Here is a 16,603-nt window from a genome sequence, read left to right as displayed (position 1 = left end):
TCGTCATCCGCCGCCGGGCGGCCCCGCCAGGGTGTCCAGATGCGCGTTCAGCTGATCGATCGCCTCGGCCGGGCCGAGGTGGCCGGCCAGCACGTGCACGGTCAGGCCGTCGACGAGGGCATGCAGGTGCCGGGCCGCCTCGCGGGGCGCGGGCCGGCCGGGCGCCAGCTGCGTGACCAGTCGCAGGCACAGCTCGAACATGCTGCCGAAGTGCAGCCGCTGGACCCGGGCGAGCGCGGGATCCCGCAGGCCGAGAGCCAGGAACGCGAAGGCGATCTCGGCCTCGGTGCGGCGGCGCTCGTCGACCGGCATGGTCTCCAGGAGCACGGCGCCGGCCGCCGCGCGCAGATCGGCGGGCACCGGCATGGTGGCCAGCCGGTCGGTGACCTGGGCGATCACCTCCTCGCATGCGAACGCCAGCAACTCGGCGCGGGTGGCGAAGTAGTGCCGCAAGGCCCCGGTCGACCAGCCCGACTCGGCCGCCACCGACCGGATCGAGACCTCGGCGACCCCGTCGCGCACGATGACCCGCCAGACGGCTGCGGCCAGCTCTTTGCGGCGCTGCCGGCGATCCACGACCTTGGGCATGCCATCTTTATAGCACGACCGTGTTATAAACGAGAAATGCTACCCGTGATAGTCGCTTGTGAGATCGGATTCTGGGTCCTGCTCGTGGCGGGCCTGGCCGCGCGGTACGTGCTGCGCGCCCGCCGGCTCAGCACCGTGCTCCTGCTGGCGGTGCCGGCGGTCGACGTGGTGCTGCTGGCGGTGGCGCTGATCGACCTGCTCAACGGCGGCACGGCCGACCCCGCGCACGGCCTGGCGGCGGTCTACATCGGAACGTCGGTGGCGTTCGGCCCGCAGATGATCGGCTGGGCCGACCAGCGTTTCGCCCACCGCTTCGCCGGCGGCCCGCCTCCGGTCAAGCCGCCCCGCACCGGCCCGGCGCACGCCGCCCGGGAGCGCCGGCTGTGGACGAGGCACCTGCTGGCGTACGTGATCGGGGCCGCGGTGCTCGGCGTCTTCACGGCGCTGGTGGGCGACCTCGACCGGGTGCGCCCGCTGTGGTCGGTGCTGGGCGTGTGGACCGTCGTCCTGGTCATCGACTTCGTGATCTCGTTCAGCTACACCCTGTTCCCGCGCCGCTGATTCCGGTGCGCGAGATCGTTTCCTGGACCGGGCCCGGGGGCCGGGGGCATGCTGCGGTGGGGAGCCACGCACACGCCGGAGGTGGAGGATGAAGGCACAGGTGGGCGACCGGATCGTGGTCAAGGGCGTGCATGTCGGGGACACCACGCGGGTCGGGGTGGTGACGGCGTTGCGGCATCCGGACGGCACTCCGCCCTACGAGGTGAAATGGCTCGACGACGGGCACGAGGGGCTGATCTTCCCGGGTCCCGAGGCGCACGTCGAGCGCCTCGGACCCGACCGGGACGGCGGCAACTGATCGGATCCTCGTAGCGCGCCTCAGGAAGCGCCGAGGCAGACGAACCCGGTCCCGGCCGCGACGCGCGCCAGCGCGCATGGGTCCGCCGCCAGGCTTGGCGTGCGTCGGTCACCGGAGAGACGGTGACCGGCCGGTCAGGCGCCGATGTCGGGGAACACCTGGTCCGCCATTGTCAGCAGGGTGGCCGTCAGCAGGTTGTGGACCTGGGCGCGGGTGAGCTCGCCCCGCTGCAGCCACTCGCGCGCGGTGGAGTTGGCCAGGCCCACGTAGGACCGGGCCATCGCATGCAGCGCGCCGCTGCCGCCGGGCCGGCCGACGGCGGTGAGCACGCGGTCGGCGGCGACGTCGATGGCCTCGGCGATCGCCCGGTCCACGTCGGTGTCGCCGGCCATGCCGCCGGCGGTGATCGCGCCGAGCCAGGACGTGCTGTGCCGGGAGACCACGTCGAGGAACCAGGACACGATCGTGTCCACGCGGGCGGGCAGGTCGTCGGCGGGCGGGAGCCGGGTCAGGGCGGTCTCGGGGACGGTGAGCATCACCCGGATGACCTCGAGGTACAGCTCCTTCTTGGTCCCGAAGTAGTGGTTGACCAGGCCGCGGGCCACGCCGGCGCCGCGGGCCACGTCGCCGGTCGACACGTCGGCGTAGCCGCGCTCGCCGAACAGCCGCACGGCGACCGACAGGATCTGCTCGCGGCGGGCGTCCGGCTCGAGGCGGCGGCGCTGCCCCAGCTCCACACTCACGAGGGCGACCTTACCGGCCGGAGCTTGTTGACACACTGCCAACAATCCCGGGAGAGTGGAGTCATGCCCACCCCCGGACTGGACGGGTACGCCCCGCCGTGGCTGAAGCCGGAGCACGACGACCTCGCCGAGCTGGCCCGTGACTTCTTCGCCGAAGAGGTGCTGCCGCACGCCGATCGCCTCGAGCGGCAGGGCCACCCCGACCGCGAGCACTACCGGCGCGCCGGCGAGCTGGGCCTGCTCGGCCTGAGCGTGCCCGAGGAGTACGGCGGGGGCGGCGGCGATTTCACCCACGAGGCGGTGCTGCTGCACGAGCAGACGATGGCCGGCGAGGGCAGCCTCGGCCTGGCCGTGCACAACGGGATCGTCACCGGTTACCTGCGGCACTACGGCACCGAGGAGCAGAAGCGGCGCTGGCTGCCCGGCCTCTGCACCGGCGAGCTGATCGGCGCGATCGCGATGACCGAGCCCGGCGGCGGCTCCGACCTGCAGGCGATGCGCACCACGGCGGTGCGGGACGGCGACGACTACGTGATCAGCGGGTCGAAGACGTTCATCACCAACGGCGGCCTGGCCGACCTGGTCATCCTGGCGGTCAAGACCGACTCGTCGCAGGGCGCCGCCGGCATCAGCCTGATCGTGTGCGAAGTTTCCGGCGAACCGGCGGGATTCCAGCGCGGCCGGTTGCTCGGCAAGATCGGCCTGCACGCCAACGACACGGCCGAGTTGTTCTTCGACAGTTTCCGGGTCAGCGCGGCGAATCTTCTCGGCGAAGAGGGCGCGGGCTTCTACCAGATGATGGCCCAGCTTCCTCAGGAAAGGCTGGTCATCGGGGTCGGCGCGGTGGCCGCCATGCAACGTGCACTGGAACTGACCGTCGCGTACGCGAAAGAGCGCACCGCTTTCGGGAAACCTTTGCTCGGCCACCAGAACACCCGCATGGTGCTGGCCGACTGCGCCACCCGTACGCGTGCGTCCCGGATTTTCCTGGACGACTGCATCGCCCGCCATGCCCGTGGTGAGCTCGACGTGCCGACGGCCGCGATGGCCAAGCTGTGGCTCACCGAGGGGCAGTGCGAGGTCGTCGACAAGTGCCTGCAGATCTTCGGCGGCTACGGCTACACCACGGAGTACCCGATCGCGCGGATGTACGCCGACGCGCGGGTGCAGAAGATCTACGGCGGCACCAACGAGATCATGAAGGAGCTGATCGCCCGTGTCCTCTGAGGCTTTCGTGTTCGACGCGGTGCGCACCCCGCGCGGCCGCGGCAAACCGACCGGCGCGCTGCACGGCGTCAAATCGATCTCGCTGGTCACCGGCCTGATCGACGCGATCCGGCAACGCAACCCCGGGCTCGACCCGGCCGCCGTCGAGGACCTCGTGCTCGGCATCGTCACCCCGATCGGCGAGCAGGGCGGCGACCTCCCCCGCGCCGCCGCGCTGCTGGCCGGCCTGCCCGACACCACCGCCGGGGTGCAGCTCAACCGCTTCTGCGGCTCCGGCCTCGAGGCGGTCAACCAGGCCGCGGCCCGCATCCGCGGCGGCTGGGAGCACCTGATCCTGGCCGGCGGCGTCGAGTCGATGTCGCGCAACCCGATGGGCTCCGACGGCGGCGCCTGGTTCCTCGACCCCGAGACCGCCCTGGACACCGGCTTCGTCCCGCAGGGCATCAGCGCCGACCTGATCGCCACCGTCGAGGGCTTCTCGCGGGAGGACGTCGACGGGTACGCGTTGCGCTCGCAGGAACGGGCGGCCAAGGCGATCGCCGCCGGGCACTTCGACCGCTCGATCGTGCCCGTGCGCGACCCCAGCGGCCTGACCGTCCTCCGCGCCGACGAGCACCCGCGCCCCGACACCACCCGCGAGGGTCTGGCCAAGCTCACGCCGTCCTTCGCCACGATCGGCGAGGCGGCCGGCTTCGACGCCGTGGCGCTGCAGAAATACCACTGGCTCGAGCGGATCGACCACGTCCACCACGCCGGCAACTCGTCGGGGATCGTGGACGGCGCGGCGATCGTCGCGATCGGCTCGCAAGAGGCGGGCGAACGAGCGGGGCTGACCCCGCGGGCCCGCATCGTGGCCGCGGCGGTGACCGGCGCCGAGCCGACGATCATGCTGACCGGCCCGATCCCGGCGACGCGCAAGGCGCTCGCGATCGCCGGCCTGCAGACCGGCGACATCGACCTCTTCGAGATCAACGAGGCGTTCGCCGCGGTCGTGCTCAAGTACGAGCGCGACCTCGGCCTCGATCCCGAGAAGGTCAACGTCAACGGCGGCGCCATCGCGCTCGGCCACCCGCTCGGCGCGACCGGCGCGATGCTGCTCGGCACCGCCCTGGACGAACTGGAGCGCCGCGATCAGCGCCGCGCCGTCGTCACCCTGTGCATCGGCGGCGGCATGGGCGTCGCCACCGTGATCGAGAGGCTCTGATGTTCCAGTACGAACGCGCCGCGGACGGCGTCGTCACGCTCACCATGGACGACCCCGGCCAGTCCGCGAACACGATGAACGCCGCGTACGTCGAGGGGATGTCCGCGGCCCTCGACCGCCTGGAGGCCGAGCGCGACGAGGTCACCGGCGTGATCGTGACCAGCGCGAAGACCACCTTCTTCGCCGGTGGCGACATCACCCTGATGAGCACCGCCACGCCCGGCGACACCGAGCGGCTCGCCGAGCTGCTCGGCACGATCAAGCGGGACCTGCGGCGCCTGGAGACCTACGGCCGGCCCGTGGTCGCCGCGATCAACGGCGCGGCGCTCGGCGGCGGCCTGGAGATCGCCCTGGCCTGCCACCACCGGGTCGCCCTGGACGCCCGCGGCACCCGGCTCGGCTTCCCCGAGGTGACGCTCGGCCTGCTGCCCGGAGCCGGCGGCGTGACCCGCACCGTACGCATGCTCGGCCTGGCCCCGGCCCTGACCACCTGGCTGCTCACCGGACGGCGGATGCGCCCGGCGGACGCGGCCGAGAACGGCCTGGTCGACGAGGTCGCGGCGACCCCCGAGGAAATGTTCGCGAAAGCCCGGGCCTGGATCGCGGCCAACCCCGGCGCCGCCCAGCCGTGGGACCGGCCCGGCTTCAAGATCCCCGGGGGCTCGCCCAGCACCCCGAAACTGGCCGCGCAGTTGCCCGCCTTCGCCGCCACCCTGCGCAAGCAGCTCAAGGGCAACCGCCTACCGGCGCCCGAGGCGATCCTGGCGACGGCGGTCGAGGGCGCGCAGGTCGACTTCGCGACCGCCGAGGTGATCGAGACCCGGCACCTGATCACCCTGCTCACCGGGCAGATCGCCAAGAACATGATGGGCGCGCTGTTCTTCGACATGCGCGCGGTCAACGGCGGCCTCGCCCGGCCGCGCGCCGAAGTGCTGCCGGCCACGAAAGTTGCCGTGCTCGGCGCGGGCATGATGGGCGCCGGGATCGCGCAAGCTTGCGCCCGCGCCGGCCTGCCGGTGGTCGTCAAGGACGTGACCCCGTCGTTGGCCGAGCGAGCGGCCGGCCCGGGCATCGTCACCACCGCCGACATCGAGGACCTGCGCGGCTGCGACGTGGTGATCGAGGCGGTGTTCGAGGATCCGGCGCTGAAAGCGAAAGTTTTCGCCGAGGTGGAGCCGGTTCTCGCCCCCGGCGCGCTGCTCGCCTCCAACACGTCGACGCTGCCGATCACCGGCCTGGCCTCGTCGTCCGGGCGTCCGGCCGACTTCATCGGCATGCACTTCTTCTCGCCGGTCGGCAAGATGCCGCTGCTGGAGATCGTGGTCGGCCGGCAGACCCGCGACGAGGCCGTGGCCCGCGCGTTCGACCTGGGCCGGCGCATCGGCAAGACCCCGATCGTGGTCAACGACGGGCGCGGGTTCTTCACCAGCCGGGTGATCGGAAAGTTTCTCGACGAGGCGATCGGCATGCTGGCCGAGGGCGTCCCGGCTCCGTCGATCGAGCAGGCCGCGCTGCAGGCCGGCTATCCGACCGGGCCGCTGGCGCTGGCCGACGAGGTGAGCATCGCGCTGATCCAGCGGATCCGGCGGCAGTTCGAGGCGGCGACGGACGCCTTCGAGCGGCTCCCGTCGCACGATCTCGTGGACGCCATGGTCGACGAGCACGACCGGCCGGGCCGCGCTTCGGGGCGCGGTTTTTACACGTACGAGAACGGCCGCCGCACTCGCCTGTGGGACGGCCTCACGACGCTCGCCACCCCCGAGGGCCGCGCGGTGCCGTTCGCGGACCTGCAGGACCGTTTCCTGTTCGCCGAGGCGCTCGACGCGCGCAAGTGTCTCGACGAGGGCGTGCTGCGCACCGAGGAGGACGGCAACATCGGCTCGATCCTCGGCATCGGCTATCCGGCGTGGACCGGCGGGGTGCTGCGGTTCGCGAAACAACACGCGGACTTCGCCGGGCGCGCCGCGCAACTTGCCGCCCGGTACGGCGAAAGATTCGCGCCGGCATGAGCGGACCCCTCGCCGGGGTCCGGGTCGTCGAGCTCGCCGGGCTGGCGCCGGGACCGTTCGGCTGCATGATCCTGGCCGACCTCGGCGCCGACGTGATCCTGGTCGACCGGCCCGGCGGCGGGCACGTCCCGCCGCCCGGGCCGTTGCAGCGCGGCCGCCGGGTGGTCGAGCTCGACCTGAAGGCGCCGGACGGCCTCGACGCCCTGCTGCGCCTGGTGGAGCGCGCCGACGTGCTGGTCGAGGGCTACCGGCCCGGGGTGGCCGAGCGCCTCGGCTTCGGCCCGGCGCACTGCGAGAAGATCAACCCCCGGCTCGTGTACGGGCGGATGACCGGCTGGGGCCAGGACGGGCCGCTCGCTGCGCGCGCCGGGCACGACATCGACTACATCGCCGTCGCCGGGGCGCTCGAGCCGCTCGGGCGCGCCGGGGAACGGCCGCACGCGCCGCTCAACCTGATCGGCGACTTCGCCGGCGGCGGCATGCTGCTCGCCGTCGGGATCCTGGCGGCCCTGCTGGAACGGGAGCGCTCCGGGTGCGGGCAGATCGTCGACGCCGCGATGGTGGACGGCTCGGCGCTGCTCATGGCGCTGTTCCACGGCATGATCGCCGACGGTTCCTGGCCGTTCCCGCGCGGGGCCAACCTGCTCGACGGCGGGGCGCCTTTCTACGACACATACGAAACTTCGGACGGCGGTTTCGTGGCGGTCGGCGCGTTGGAGCCGCCCTTCTACGCGGCGCTGCTCGACGGGCTCGGCCTGGCGGAGGCCGACCTGCCCGGGCAACTCGACCGGGACGGGTGGCCGGCCTTGCGGGCGAGATTCGCGGAAGTTTTCGCGACGCGTACCCGGGATGAGTGGGCCGCGGTCTTCGCCGGCACCGACGCCTGTGTCGCGCCGGTGCTCTCCCCCACCGAGGCGCCCGCCCACCCGCACAACCGGGCCCGCAAGACCTTCGTCGAGGTCGACGGCCTGGCCCAGCCGGCGCCGGCGCCCCGGTTCGGCCGCACCCCGGCCGGCCCGCCGTCCGCCCCCACCGCGGTCACCGTCGACGAGGTGCTCGCCGGCTGGTAGCTCCCGGCTCCGCGGGCTCCGGCTCCGCGGGCTCCAGGTCCGCGGGCTCCGGCTCCGCGGGCTGGGGCTCCACCGGGAGCGTCGCGAATCGCCGGACTTCAGGTTTCCGCGTTGCATTGCGGTTGCCGCGCTCAGGTGAGCTGCCTCACTCGTCGATCTGCCGGACGACAGACGATCCGTGTCGCCTCGCGCGAGCAGCGGCAGACCAGCAGAGGCAGAGCACATGCGGAGACTGCAAGACATCGGCGTCGCGAAGCGACTGGGGCTCATCGTCGGCACCGGGTCCGTGCTGCTGGCCGCGCTGGCCGGCATCAACCTGTACGGCCAGCACCGGGTCGCCGAGCAGAGCCGCACGATCACCGGCCTCGAGCAAGGGCTGGGCGCGCTGAACCACCTCGACACCCGGCAGAGCGAGCTGAAGGTCGACGCGTACCGGTCGCTGCTCGGCCAGGACGTCACCCAGGACGTCGCCGACGACGTGCAGTCCTCCACCGAGGCCGCCGACGCGGTCGCCGCGTCCGGCCTCACCCCCGGCATGCTGGCCCGCTTCACCGCGATCCGCCCCGACTTCGTCGACTTCAGCGCGTTCGTCACCGAGTTCACCGGCAACGCCCGCACCGACCGGGCCGCCGCGGTCGGCAAGATCGGCGAGATCGCCGAGCGCAACCACAAGACCGACGACGAGCTCGGCGCGCTCGTCGACGAGGCCAGTGCCGCCGCGGTCCAGGAGCAGAAGGACATGGACGCCACGGTCGCCTTCTCCCGGCTGCTCGCCCTGCTCGTCGCGGCCGCCGGCCTGCTCATCATGATCGCCTTCGCGGTCCCGCTGGTCCGCTCGATCCTCCGGCCGGTGCGCCGCCTCGGCGCGGTCGTCGACGCGCTGGCCCGGGGCGACCTCACCGTCCGCAGCGGCATCACCAGCAAGGACGAGCTCGGCACGATGGCCGCCCACCTGGACGGCTCGCTCGAGTCCCTGCGCGCGTCGATGGGCACCATCGCCGCCGACGCCGACATGCTGGCCAGCGCCTCGACCGAGCTGTCCGCGGTGGCCGGCACGATCGCCGACGCCGCCGGGGACACCAACGCGCAGACCGCCTCCGCGGCCGCCGAGGCCGGGGAGATCTCCCGCAACGTGCAGTCGGTCGCGGCCGGCTCCGACGAGATGGGCCTGGCGATCCGCGAGATCTCCCGCAACACCAGCGAGTCGGCCCAGGTGGCCATGGTCGCCGTGGCCGAGGCCGCCCGCGCCACCGAGACCATGCGCCGGCTCGGCGAGTCGTCCGCCGAGATCGGCAACGTGATCAAGCTGATCACCGCGATCGCCGAGCAGACCAACCTGCTCGCGCTCAACGCCACCATCGAGGCGGCCCGGGCCGGCGAGATGGGCAAGGGCTTCGCCGTGGTCGCCTCCGAGGTCAAGGACCTGGCCCAGGAGACCGCGAAGGCCACCGAGGACATCGGCGCCCGGGTCGCGGCGATTCAGCAGGGCACCACCGGCGCGGTCGAGGTCATCTCCCGCATCTCCGAGGTGATCAACCAGATCAACGAGTTCCAGACCACGATCGCCTCGGCGATCGAGGAGCAGACCGCCACCACCGGCGAGATGAGCCGCAGCATCGGCGAGGTCGCCGGCGGCTCCCGCCGCATCGCGGTCAACATCGCCGACGTGTCGGCGGCCGGCGCCACCTCGGCCGCGGGCGTCGAGCAGACCCGCCAGGCGTCGAACGAGGTCGCGCGTACGGCCGAGGAGCTGCGCAACCTGGTCGGAGCCTTCACGTACTGAGTTCGCCCGCGGCGCCCGCGCCTGCCCGGAGGGCGGGCGCGGCGCCGTTGTTCTTGCCTACGGGACGGCCGCGGCCACCAGCTCCTGATACGCCGCGACGCCGTCGGGGTCGGTGGCCGCGTCCAGGTACCAGTTGTCCAGCTGCCAGTAGCTGACGACGTGGAAGTTGTGGCTCGTCAGCCAGGTGCGCGAAGCGCGGATCGCCGGGCCCCGCGACGCCCGCACGCCCTGGTCGTCGTCGATGCCCCACTCCGGCAGGGTGAGCGGCCGGCCGAGGCCGGCGACGGCGTTGTACCAGCGGGTCATCCGCGGGTCGAGGCCGATGCTGACCGGGTCGTCCGGCTCGCTGCCGCGGGTGCCGGCCTGCCAGTACAGGTCCAGCCCGTACGCGTCGGCGTACGCCGGCGGGACGATCCAGTCCTGGATCTCGTGGTTCCCGCCGGTGCCGTTGTCGGTGACCTTGGACGACCCCGGCCGCCATTGGTACGACATGTAGATCGGCACCACGGTCAGGCCGGGATTGGCCGCCTTCGCGACGGTGTAGACCCGCTGGAACGCGGCGACGAACTGCACGCCGGTCATGTCGTTCTCGGGCTCGTGCTGATAGGTGAGGTAGCCGTCGGCCGGCATGGCCAGCGCGATGTTCTGGATCTCGGAGTCGCACCAGCCGGCCGCCACTCCGGCTGGTGCGCACGAGGTCTTGAACGAGAACCAGAGCACCGCGCCGTGGTCGTCATGACAGTTGAGCGCGTCGGCCGGCGGCAACTGCCCGGCCGACGCGAAGACCCGGCGGATGCCCAGGTCGCCCAGGTGGGTCCGCTCGTCGAGGAAGCCGGCACAGGTGTTGCCGCTGCCGACGGTGTCGGCCGCCGACGTGGTCGCGCCGACCGCGAGGGTGGGCACGGCGGCCCGGGCCGGGGCGGGCCCGGCCACCAGCGTGACCGCGACGGCGACCACAAGTGAGCGATACAGAGCACGGGTCATGCCCGGACCGTAGACACTGACGTTGATCGATCGCTATTGAACGGTCGTTCATGTCGCTTTCAGTCCACCGGCCACGGGCTCGCCGATGCCGCCCGGCGGGTCAGAACACCCGGATGGCGGCCTCCGCCGGCGCTCGGAGGAGTTCCTCGATCTCGTCGTCCAGGCGGACCAGGGTCAGCGACGCGCCGGCCATGTCGAGCGAGGTGCAGTACTCGTTCACATAGCTGCGGCCGACGGTGATGCCGCGCTCGGCGAGCCGCTGGTGGGCCCGGCGGTAGCAGATGTAGAGCTCGCTGATCGGGGTGCCGCCCAAGCCGTTGATCATCAGGGCCACGCGGTCGCCCTGCTGGTAGGGCAGGTCGGTGACGACGGCCTCGAGCATGTCGTCGACGATCTCGTCGGCGGACCTCATCTTGCGGCGCTCGCGGCCCGGCTCGCCGTGGATGCCGACGCCGAACTCCATCTCGTCGCCGCCCAGCTCGAACAGCGGCGAGCCCTTGGCGGGCGGCGTGCAGGCGGTGAGCGCGACCCCCATCGTACGAGTCACGTCGTTGACCTTCTTGCCGATGCGCAGCAGCTCATCGAGGTCGGCGCCCCGCTCGGACGCGGCGCCGACCGCCTTGATCACGAAGAAGTTGCCGGCGACGCCGCGGCGGCCCACGGTGTAGAGCGAGTCCTGCACCGCGACGTCGTCGTTGATGGTCAGGATCTCGCAGCGGACGCCGTCCGCCTCGGCCATCTCCTTGCCCATGTCGAAGGCCATCCGGTCGCCGGTGTAGTTGTTCACCAGCAGCAGCACACCCTTGGGCGAGGCGAGCAGCTTCGCGGTCTCGTAGACGTAGTCCATCGGCGGCGCGGCGAACACGTCGCCGGGGCAGGCCGCGTCGAGCATGCCCTTGCCGACGGCCATCACGTGGGCCGGCTCGTGGCCGGAGCCCGAGCCCTGCACGATGGAGACCTTCCCGTCCGCGGGCGCGTCGGCCCGCATGATCAGGTTGTAGGCGGGGACGTACTTGAGCGTGCCGGGATTGGCGAGGGCGACGCCCTCCAGCATCTCGGGGACGTAGCTCTTCGGGTCGTTGACGAACTTCTTCACCGCGAACGCTCCTTCACTTCCAGGTCTCGCTGATCCGCTCGGCGATGACGGCCACCGCCGTGGCGCCGGCGTCGACCGAGCCCCGGCTGCGCTCGCCGGTGTAGGCCGCGCGCCCGCGCTTGGCGACCATGCCGCTGGTGGCGTCGGCCGCCTCCCGGGCGCTGGCCGCGGCCGCCCGGATCGCCTCCGGCGCGCTCGCGCCCCGGCCGAGCTCGCCCTCCAGGCGGTCGGTCATCGGGACCAGCGCGTCCAGCAGCGTCTTGTCGCCCACGTCGGACTGACCGCGGGTCTTGATGCCCTCGATCGCCGCGCGCAGCATCGCGACGACCCGCTCGCCGGTGAGCTCGCCGTCGCCGGCGGCCGTGCCGGCCCGGATGAACGCGGTGCCCCACAGCGGCCCGGAGGTGCCGCCGATCCGGGAGGCGATCACCATTCCGGTACGTTTGAGGAAGGTCCCCGCGTCGGTGCGGTCGAGGTCGTCCCAGCCTTCGAGGAGCTTCTCGAAGCCGCGGGCGAGGGAGTAGCCGAAGTCGCCGTCGCCGACGACCGCGTCCAGGTCGCCGAAGAACTTCTCGTTCTCGATCGCGGTCTCGGCGATCGTCCGGACCACCTGCTCGGTCGTGCTCATCGCGGCTCCTCCAGACAGGCGCGCAGGTCGTCGAGCGTGAGGTAGTCGCCGGGCGCCGCCGCGCTCCGGTTCGCCAGCACCTCGATCGGCGGGCGGCCGGGGTCGCCCAGCTCCGAGACCACGAGGACGGCCCCGGTGAAGTCCTCGTCGCGGGTGTATTCGTTCACCGTCACCAGGCAGCGCAGCCCGGCGCCGGTGGCCGCCAGCAGCCCGTTGCGCGAATCCTCGACGACGAGCGTGTCGGCCGGGTCCAGTCCGAGCCGGGCGACGGTCAGCCGGTAGATGGCCGGGTCGGGCTTCTTGGCCGGCACGATGTCACCGGCGAACACCGGGACTCTTCTGGCGGTATCGGCACCGACCGCGCGCTCGAGCACCGCCCGTACCGAAGCTTCGGCCGACGTCGACGCGACCGCGACCGTCCACCCTCGCGCGAGCGCCGCCTCGATGATCCGGGCGATGCCCGGTCGCGGCGGGACGCGGCCTTCGGCCACCAGCTTCCGGAACGCCGCCGTCTTGGCCTGATGCCAGGTGAGTAGCAATTCCGTACGGTCGCCGCGCACCGAGCCGGCGAACGCGGGATCGTCGAACAGGCTGGCCATCCGCTCCTTGCCGCCGCCGATCCGGAGCTTCTCGCCGTACTCCCGCTCGCTCCAGTGCGCGGGGAGGCCGAACTGCTCGAACGTGGCGTTGAAGGCGGGCAGGTGGCCGTAGCGCTCGGTGTCGGCGAGCACCCCGTCGCAGTCGAAGATCAGCGCGGTCACCACGCCTTCCCCGATCCGCCGAAGAGCCGGATGTGCCGCCGGGCCATCTCCATCACCGCGGCCCGCTGGTGCCGGAAGAGCGTGGGCGGATCCCACTTGTTGTTCTCCTCGGCCGTCCGCAGATGCTCGAGGCCGGACCTCATGAAGCTCTCCTTGAGCGCGGTCGAGATGTTGACCTTCGCGCAGCCGCGGGCGATGAGGTCGGTGAACTGCTCGTCGGACAGCCCGGTGCCGCCGTGCAGCGCCATCGGCACGCCGGTCGCCGCGACCAGGTCGCTGACCCGCTGCGCGTCCAGCCGGGGGGCCTGTTTGTACTGCCCGTGCGCGTTGCCGATGGCCGGGGCGAAGCAGTCGACGCCGGTGTGCTCGATGAAGTCGACCGCCACCTCGAGTGAATGGATCTTGGACGCCTCGTCGGAGCCGATGTCGTCCTCCACCCCCTGGATGCCCTCGATCTCGCCCTCGACGTGGGCGCCGGTCCGCCGGGCCTCCGCGACCACCTCGGTCGTCTGCCGCATGTTCTCGGCCACGTCCAGCTCGTGCGCGTCGAACAGCACCGAGTTCCAGCCGCCGGCCAGGCAGTCCGAGATCACCGCCCGGTCCGGGCAGTGGTCGAGGTGCAGCGTGACCGGCACGTCGACGCCGCGCGTCAGCGCCCGGAAGATGTCGAAGAGCTGGTTCCGGCCGTACTGCTTCACCGTCTTGACCGACGTCTGCAGGATCACCGGCGCGCGTTCCTCGACCGCCGCCGCCAGCACCGCCTCGATGCTCAGGTCATTGATGATGTTGAAGGCGCCGACCCCGTAGCGCCCGGCCAGGGCGCGATCGAGGATCTCCTTCATTCCCACCACGGGCATGCGCCCAGTCAGCCACCGGTCACCCGAAAGCGGTATGGGGTGAATCCCCCAGCCAGCCGTTGTCCATCGCGGTCACCACCGCGGCGGTGCGGTTGGAGGCGCCGGTCTTGCGCATGATCGCCCCGACGTGCTTCTCCACCGTCTTCGGCGACCGGCCCAGCCGTGAGGCGATCTCCCGATAGGTCAGGCCCTGCCGCATCAGCTCCAGCACCTCGGCCTCGCGCGCGGTGAACGGCGCGGGTGACGCGTACGGGATGTCCGCCCGCAGCACGACCCCCCACCCGCGCACGCGTTCGACGGTGACCTCGCCCCCGGTGATCGTGGGCGGCGCGGCCGCCCAGGCCGAGCCGCCGGTCTCGTCGCGCATCATCACCCGCACGCCGTCGGGCCGATAGACGATGCCGACCCGCAGCCGCTCACCCGCGTCGGCCACCAGGCCGGCCGCCACCCGGGCCACCTCCGGCGCGACCGGGCGCACCTCGCCCGCCTCGGTGACCACGGTGCCCGCGCGGCGCAGCACCGAGGCCAGCGACCGCCCGAAGCGCCCGCCGCGCACGATCGCCGCCGCCGCGGTCTGGGTCAGCGTCTCCAGGTCGTCGACGGCCTGGGCGCCGAACGTGCCGGTCCGCGGCGCGAACGTCACGCAGACCGCGATCACCTCGCCCCGCCACCAGATCGGCACCGCCGCGGCCGGCCCGCGCCGCTTGGGGTCGGCGCCGTCCAGGTGGCCCGCCCGCAGCTGGCCGTACTCGGGGATGACCACCGGCCGGCGGCGGCCGAACGCCCGCCCGGTCGCCCCCTCGTCCAGCGGAAAGGTGTCGCCCAGCCGGCAGAAGGCGCCGTACTCGGCGGCCTTGGTGTACCGCCCGGCGGCCGCGTCGATCAGCGAGACGCTGCCGGCGGCGGCGCCGGTCAGGCGGGCGGTGTGCCGCAGCAGGCGGCGCAGGACAGGCTCGAGCCGCAGGTCGCCGTAGACGTCGGCCACCGCATCGGCGAGCCGGAACCCCTCCCCGGCGCTCACCACCCGAACCTAATCCCGGTTCGCGGTGACTATCCAGGCACGAGAGTCGAACCAGACGCCGTCGCCGGTCAGATGGGCGGCGAGCGTCTCGCGCAGGCGTTCCCGTGCGCCGGGCTTTCTCAGGGCCTCGGCCGTGGACGTGAAGCCGCCGACCCACTCCAGGGCGGACGGCAGATCGGGGCCGAAGCAGAGCGGCTCGCGGACCTCTTCGAGGCCGACGCCGCCGAACCCGGCCGCCGTGAGGATCTCCGCCACCGTCGCCGGGTCGCCCAGGGAGAAGGCACCCGCTCCGCCGGTCGCGCCGAGCGCCTCGTCGAGCGCGACGTTCCACTCGTTGCGCTCGCCGGCCTGCCAGACCATCATCACCAGGCGCCCACCGGGGCGCAGCGCCCGCCCGATGTTGGCGAACGCCGCGACGGGATCGGCGAAGAACATCGTGCCGAACCGGCTGATCGCCAGGTCGAAGCGGCCGGCCGGGAACGGGTGGGCCTGCGCGTCACCCACCTCGAAGGCGATGTTGCCGAGGCCCGCGGCAAGTGCGCGGGCGTGCTCGATCGCCGGGGCGGAGGTGTCGACGCCGAGCGCGCTGCCCCGCGCCGCGGCCCGGGCGGCCTCGCGGGTGGTCAGGCCGGCGCCGCAGCCGACGTCGAGGACGTGATCGGCCGGACGGACGGCGGCCGCCCGGCGCAACTGCTCGTTGTGCCGGCGCAGCTCGGTGTCATAGTTCACCGTCGTCCCTTCCGGAAGTCCACGGTGAGCGCCCCGATCAGCGGCGGCACCACCAGCTCGATCACGGTCAGCGGGATCTGGAACCAATGCGGCGCGCCGCGCACCGCGAGCGACAGCAGACGGCCGATGCCGCCGAGAAACATGAAGGCGGCAAGCCATCGTACGACCGAACCGGGGATCGGCGTCTGCCGCGCGACCCAGAGCGTGGCTGGCCAACGACTCGGTGACCCGCGAGGAGCTCGACGAGATCTGCGCCGGCGCGGCCCGGGGCGCCCTCGGCGGCCCGCTCGAGAAGATCGAGGACATTCGCCGGGGTCATCCTGGGTTAGCGTGACAGGCGTGCCTTCGCGAAGCGATCTGGAGCGCCTCGTCGTCTGGTGCGACCCCGGCGCCACGGAAAGCCCGTCCCCGTTGCTGCGGGCCGAGCTGGGCGCCGCGCTGATAGTCCACCGGGTGACCCCGTCGGGCGACGTCAACGGTCTCGCGGCGGCCTGGAAGGGCCGCGTCGTCATGGTCGCACCCCCGGGCATCAGCGAGCTCCCCGCCGAGCGCGTCCGATTCGGGGGAACGCTGCCCGGCATCCGCAACCCGGCGAAGACGGTCACGATCACGCTGATCGCCGACGCCGGCTCGCTCACCGTCGCGCTGTCCGGCGATGTCCTGGCCGGCGACTGGAACACTCGCTTCGACGCCGCCCACGCCGCCGACACCGCGGGCGTCGTCCGGGTCGACTGGACACTGTCCACCCACCTGTTCGAACTGTCGTTGTGGGCCGACCTCGGCGTCGGCGTCGACATCGGCCCACCGTGAACCGATGGGCTCTCCGGCATGGGGCCGCGAACGCCGGCGAGATCCTGGCGAATCCGGCACGTCCAGATCAACATCATTGTCGGGATCACGGAACGCTAGCTCTTGGCGCTCGCCTGCCGGCATACTCCAGGACCGCGCTGGTCGTCGTGTGGCGGCCCCTGTCGATGAACCCGAACGCCATCTTGAACCCGTAGTAGAACGTCAGGGCCGCGGCCGCCCAGCCGATCGCCGGCA

Annotated in this window: 18 protein-coding genes; 8 read left to right on the top strand and 10 right to left on the bottom strand. The window is 72.4% G+C overall.

Going from position 1 to position 16,603, the window contains the following annotated elements:
• Positions 1-3: 3 nt before the first annotated feature.
• Positions 4-588: a TetR/AcrR family transcriptional regulator gene (locus ACFQS1_RS12810; RefSeq protein WP_378967329.1), complete on the bottom strand. Its 585-nt coding sequence runs from the start codon at positions 586-588 to the stop codon at positions 4-6.
• 36 nt (positions 589-624) lie between these two features.
• Here ACFQS1_RS12810 and ACFQS1_RS12805 point away from each other — a divergent pair, with 36 nt between their 5' ends.
• Positions 625-1,149, top strand: a complete 525-nt coding sequence (locus tag ACFQS1_RS12805; protein ID WP_378967326.1) for a hypothetical protein — start codon at positions 625-627, stop codon at positions 1,147-1,149.
• A gap of 88 nt (positions 1,150-1,237) precedes the next feature.
• Positions 1,238-1,447: a DUF1918 domain-containing protein gene (locus tag ACFQS1_RS12800; protein ID WP_378967324.1), complete on the top strand. Its 210-nt coding sequence runs from the start codon at positions 1,238-1,240 to the stop codon at positions 1,445-1,447.
• Between the two features lie 134 nt (positions 1,448-1,581).
• Here the strand turns inward: ACFQS1_RS12800 and ACFQS1_RS12795 are convergent, their stop codons facing one another.
• On the bottom strand, positions 1,582-2,190 hold the full coding sequence (locus ACFQS1_RS12795) for a TetR/AcrR family transcriptional regulator (RefSeq protein ID WP_378967322.1): 609 nt from the start codon (positions 2,188-2,190) through the stop codon (positions 1,582-1,584).
• 63 nt (positions 2,191-2,253) lie between these two features.
• Between ACFQS1_RS12795 and ACFQS1_RS12790 the strand changes: the two genes are divergently transcribed.
• From ACFQS1_RS12790 to ACFQS1_RS12770, 5 genes are all read left to right on the top strand, one after another.
• Positions 2,254-3,417, top strand: a complete 1,164-nt coding sequence (locus ACFQS1_RS12790) for an acyl-CoA dehydrogenase family protein (protein ID WP_378967320.1) — start codon at positions 2,254-2,256, stop codon at positions 3,415-3,417.
• Entirely contained in the window at positions 3,407-4,621 is a 1,215-nt protein-coding gene (locus ACFQS1_RS12785; protein WP_378967317.1) for an acetyl-CoA C-acetyltransferase, read from the top strand. Before ACFQS1_RS12790 ends, ACFQS1_RS12785 begins: the two co-directional genes overlap by 11 nt.
• Positions 4,621-6,630 carry a 3-hydroxyacyl-CoA dehydrogenase NAD-binding domain-containing protein gene (locus ACFQS1_RS12780; RefSeq protein ID WP_378967315.1) on the top strand — a complete coding sequence of 670 codons (2,010 nt, stop codon included), beginning with the start codon at positions 4,621-4,623 and terminating at the stop codon, positions 6,628-6,630. Before ACFQS1_RS12785 ends, ACFQS1_RS12780 begins: the two co-directional genes overlap by 1 nt.
• A complete protein-coding gene (locus tag ACFQS1_RS12775; RefSeq protein ID WP_378967313.1) occupies positions 6,627-7,700 on the top strand; it encodes a CaiB/BaiF CoA transferase family protein in 1,074 nt (357 codons plus the stop codon). Before ACFQS1_RS12780 ends, ACFQS1_RS12775 begins: the two co-directional genes overlap by 4 nt.
• A gap of 223 nt (positions 7,701-7,923) precedes the next feature.
• Complete coding sequence (locus tag ACFQS1_RS12770) at positions 7,924-9,483, top strand: methyl-accepting chemotaxis protein (RefSeq protein WP_378967311.1); 1,560 nt, start codon at positions 7,924-7,926, stop codon at positions 9,481-9,483.
• A 57-nt stretch (positions 9,484-9,540) separates the two neighbouring features.
• Here ACFQS1_RS12770 and ACFQS1_RS12765 read toward each other — a convergent pair whose 3' ends face one another.
• The 8 genes from ACFQS1_RS12765 to ACFQS1_RS12730 all read right to left on the bottom strand — a co-directional run bounded on the left by ACFQS1_RS12765 (position 9,541) and on the right by ACFQS1_RS12730 (position 15,954).
• The gene (locus ACFQS1_RS12765) at positions 9,541-10,467 is read right to left on the bottom strand and encodes a hypothetical protein (protein ID WP_378967309.1); all 927 of its coding nucleotides are present in this window, start codon (positions 10,465-10,467) and stop codon (positions 9,541-9,543) included.
• 100 nt (positions 10,468-10,567) lie between these two features.
• Positions 10,568-11,563 carry a dihydroxyacetone kinase subunit DhaK gene (gene dhaK / locus ACFQS1_RS12760; RefSeq protein ID WP_378967307.1) on the bottom strand — a complete coding sequence of 332 codons (996 nt, stop codon included), beginning with the start codon at positions 11,561-11,563 and terminating at the stop codon, positions 10,568-10,570.
• Between the two features lie 13 nt (positions 11,564-11,576).
• The gene (gene dhaL / locus ACFQS1_RS12755; RefSeq protein WP_378967305.1) at positions 11,577-12,191 is read right to left on the bottom strand and encodes a dihydroxyacetone kinase subunit DhaL; all 615 of its coding nucleotides are present in this window, start codon (positions 12,189-12,191) and stop codon (positions 11,577-11,579) included.
• Positions 12,188-12,952, bottom strand: a complete 765-nt coding sequence (locus tag ACFQS1_RS12750; protein ID WP_378967303.1) for an HAD-IA family hydrolase — start codon at positions 12,950-12,952, stop codon at positions 12,188-12,190. The genes dhaL and ACFQS1_RS12750 overlap by 4 nt, the downstream gene beginning before the upstream one ends.
• Positions 12,949-13,809, bottom strand: coding sequence for a class II fructose-bisphosphate aldolase (locus tag ACFQS1_RS12745; protein ID WP_378967300.1), 861 nt, complete (start codon positions 13,807-13,809; stop codon positions 12,949-12,951). Before ACFQS1_RS12745 ends, ACFQS1_RS12750 begins: the two co-directional genes overlap by 4 nt.
• A gap of 19 nt (positions 13,810-13,828) precedes the next feature.
• Positions 13,829-14,830, bottom strand: a complete 1,002-nt coding sequence (locus tag ACFQS1_RS12740; RefSeq protein ID WP_378967298.1) for a LuxR C-terminal-related transcriptional regulator — start codon at positions 14,828-14,830, stop codon at positions 13,829-13,831.
• A 9-nt stretch (positions 14,831-14,839) separates the two neighbouring features.
• A complete protein-coding gene (locus ACFQS1_RS12735; protein WP_378967296.1) occupies positions 14,840-15,559 on the bottom strand; it encodes a class I SAM-dependent methyltransferase in 720 nt (239 codons plus the stop codon).
• Complete coding sequence (locus ACFQS1_RS12730; protein WP_378967293.1) at positions 15,556-15,954, bottom strand: DUF4345 domain-containing protein; 399 nt, start codon at positions 15,952-15,954, stop codon at positions 15,556-15,558. Before ACFQS1_RS12730 ends, ACFQS1_RS12735 begins: the two co-directional genes overlap by 4 nt.
• Here ACFQS1_RS12730 and ACFQS1_RS12725 point away from each other — a divergent pair.
• The gene (locus ACFQS1_RS12725; RefSeq protein ID WP_378967291.1) at positions 15,899-16,369 is read left to right on the top strand and encodes a hypothetical protein; all 471 of its coding nucleotides are present in this window, start codon (positions 15,899-15,901) and stop codon (positions 16,367-16,369) included. The genes ACFQS1_RS12730 and ACFQS1_RS12725 overlap by 56 nt on opposite strands.
• The last annotated feature ends 234 nt before the right edge of the window (positions 16,370-16,603 follow it).

Origin of the sequence: Paractinoplanes rhizophilus, from assembly GCF_042664765.1 — a bacterium.
Lineage (GTDB): Bacteria > Actinomycetota > Actinomycetes > Mycobacteriales > Micromonosporaceae > Actinoplanes > Actinoplanes rhizophilus.
Note: the sequence above shows the minus strand (reverse complement) of the source record. Positions and strands in the feature narration are given on the sequence as shown.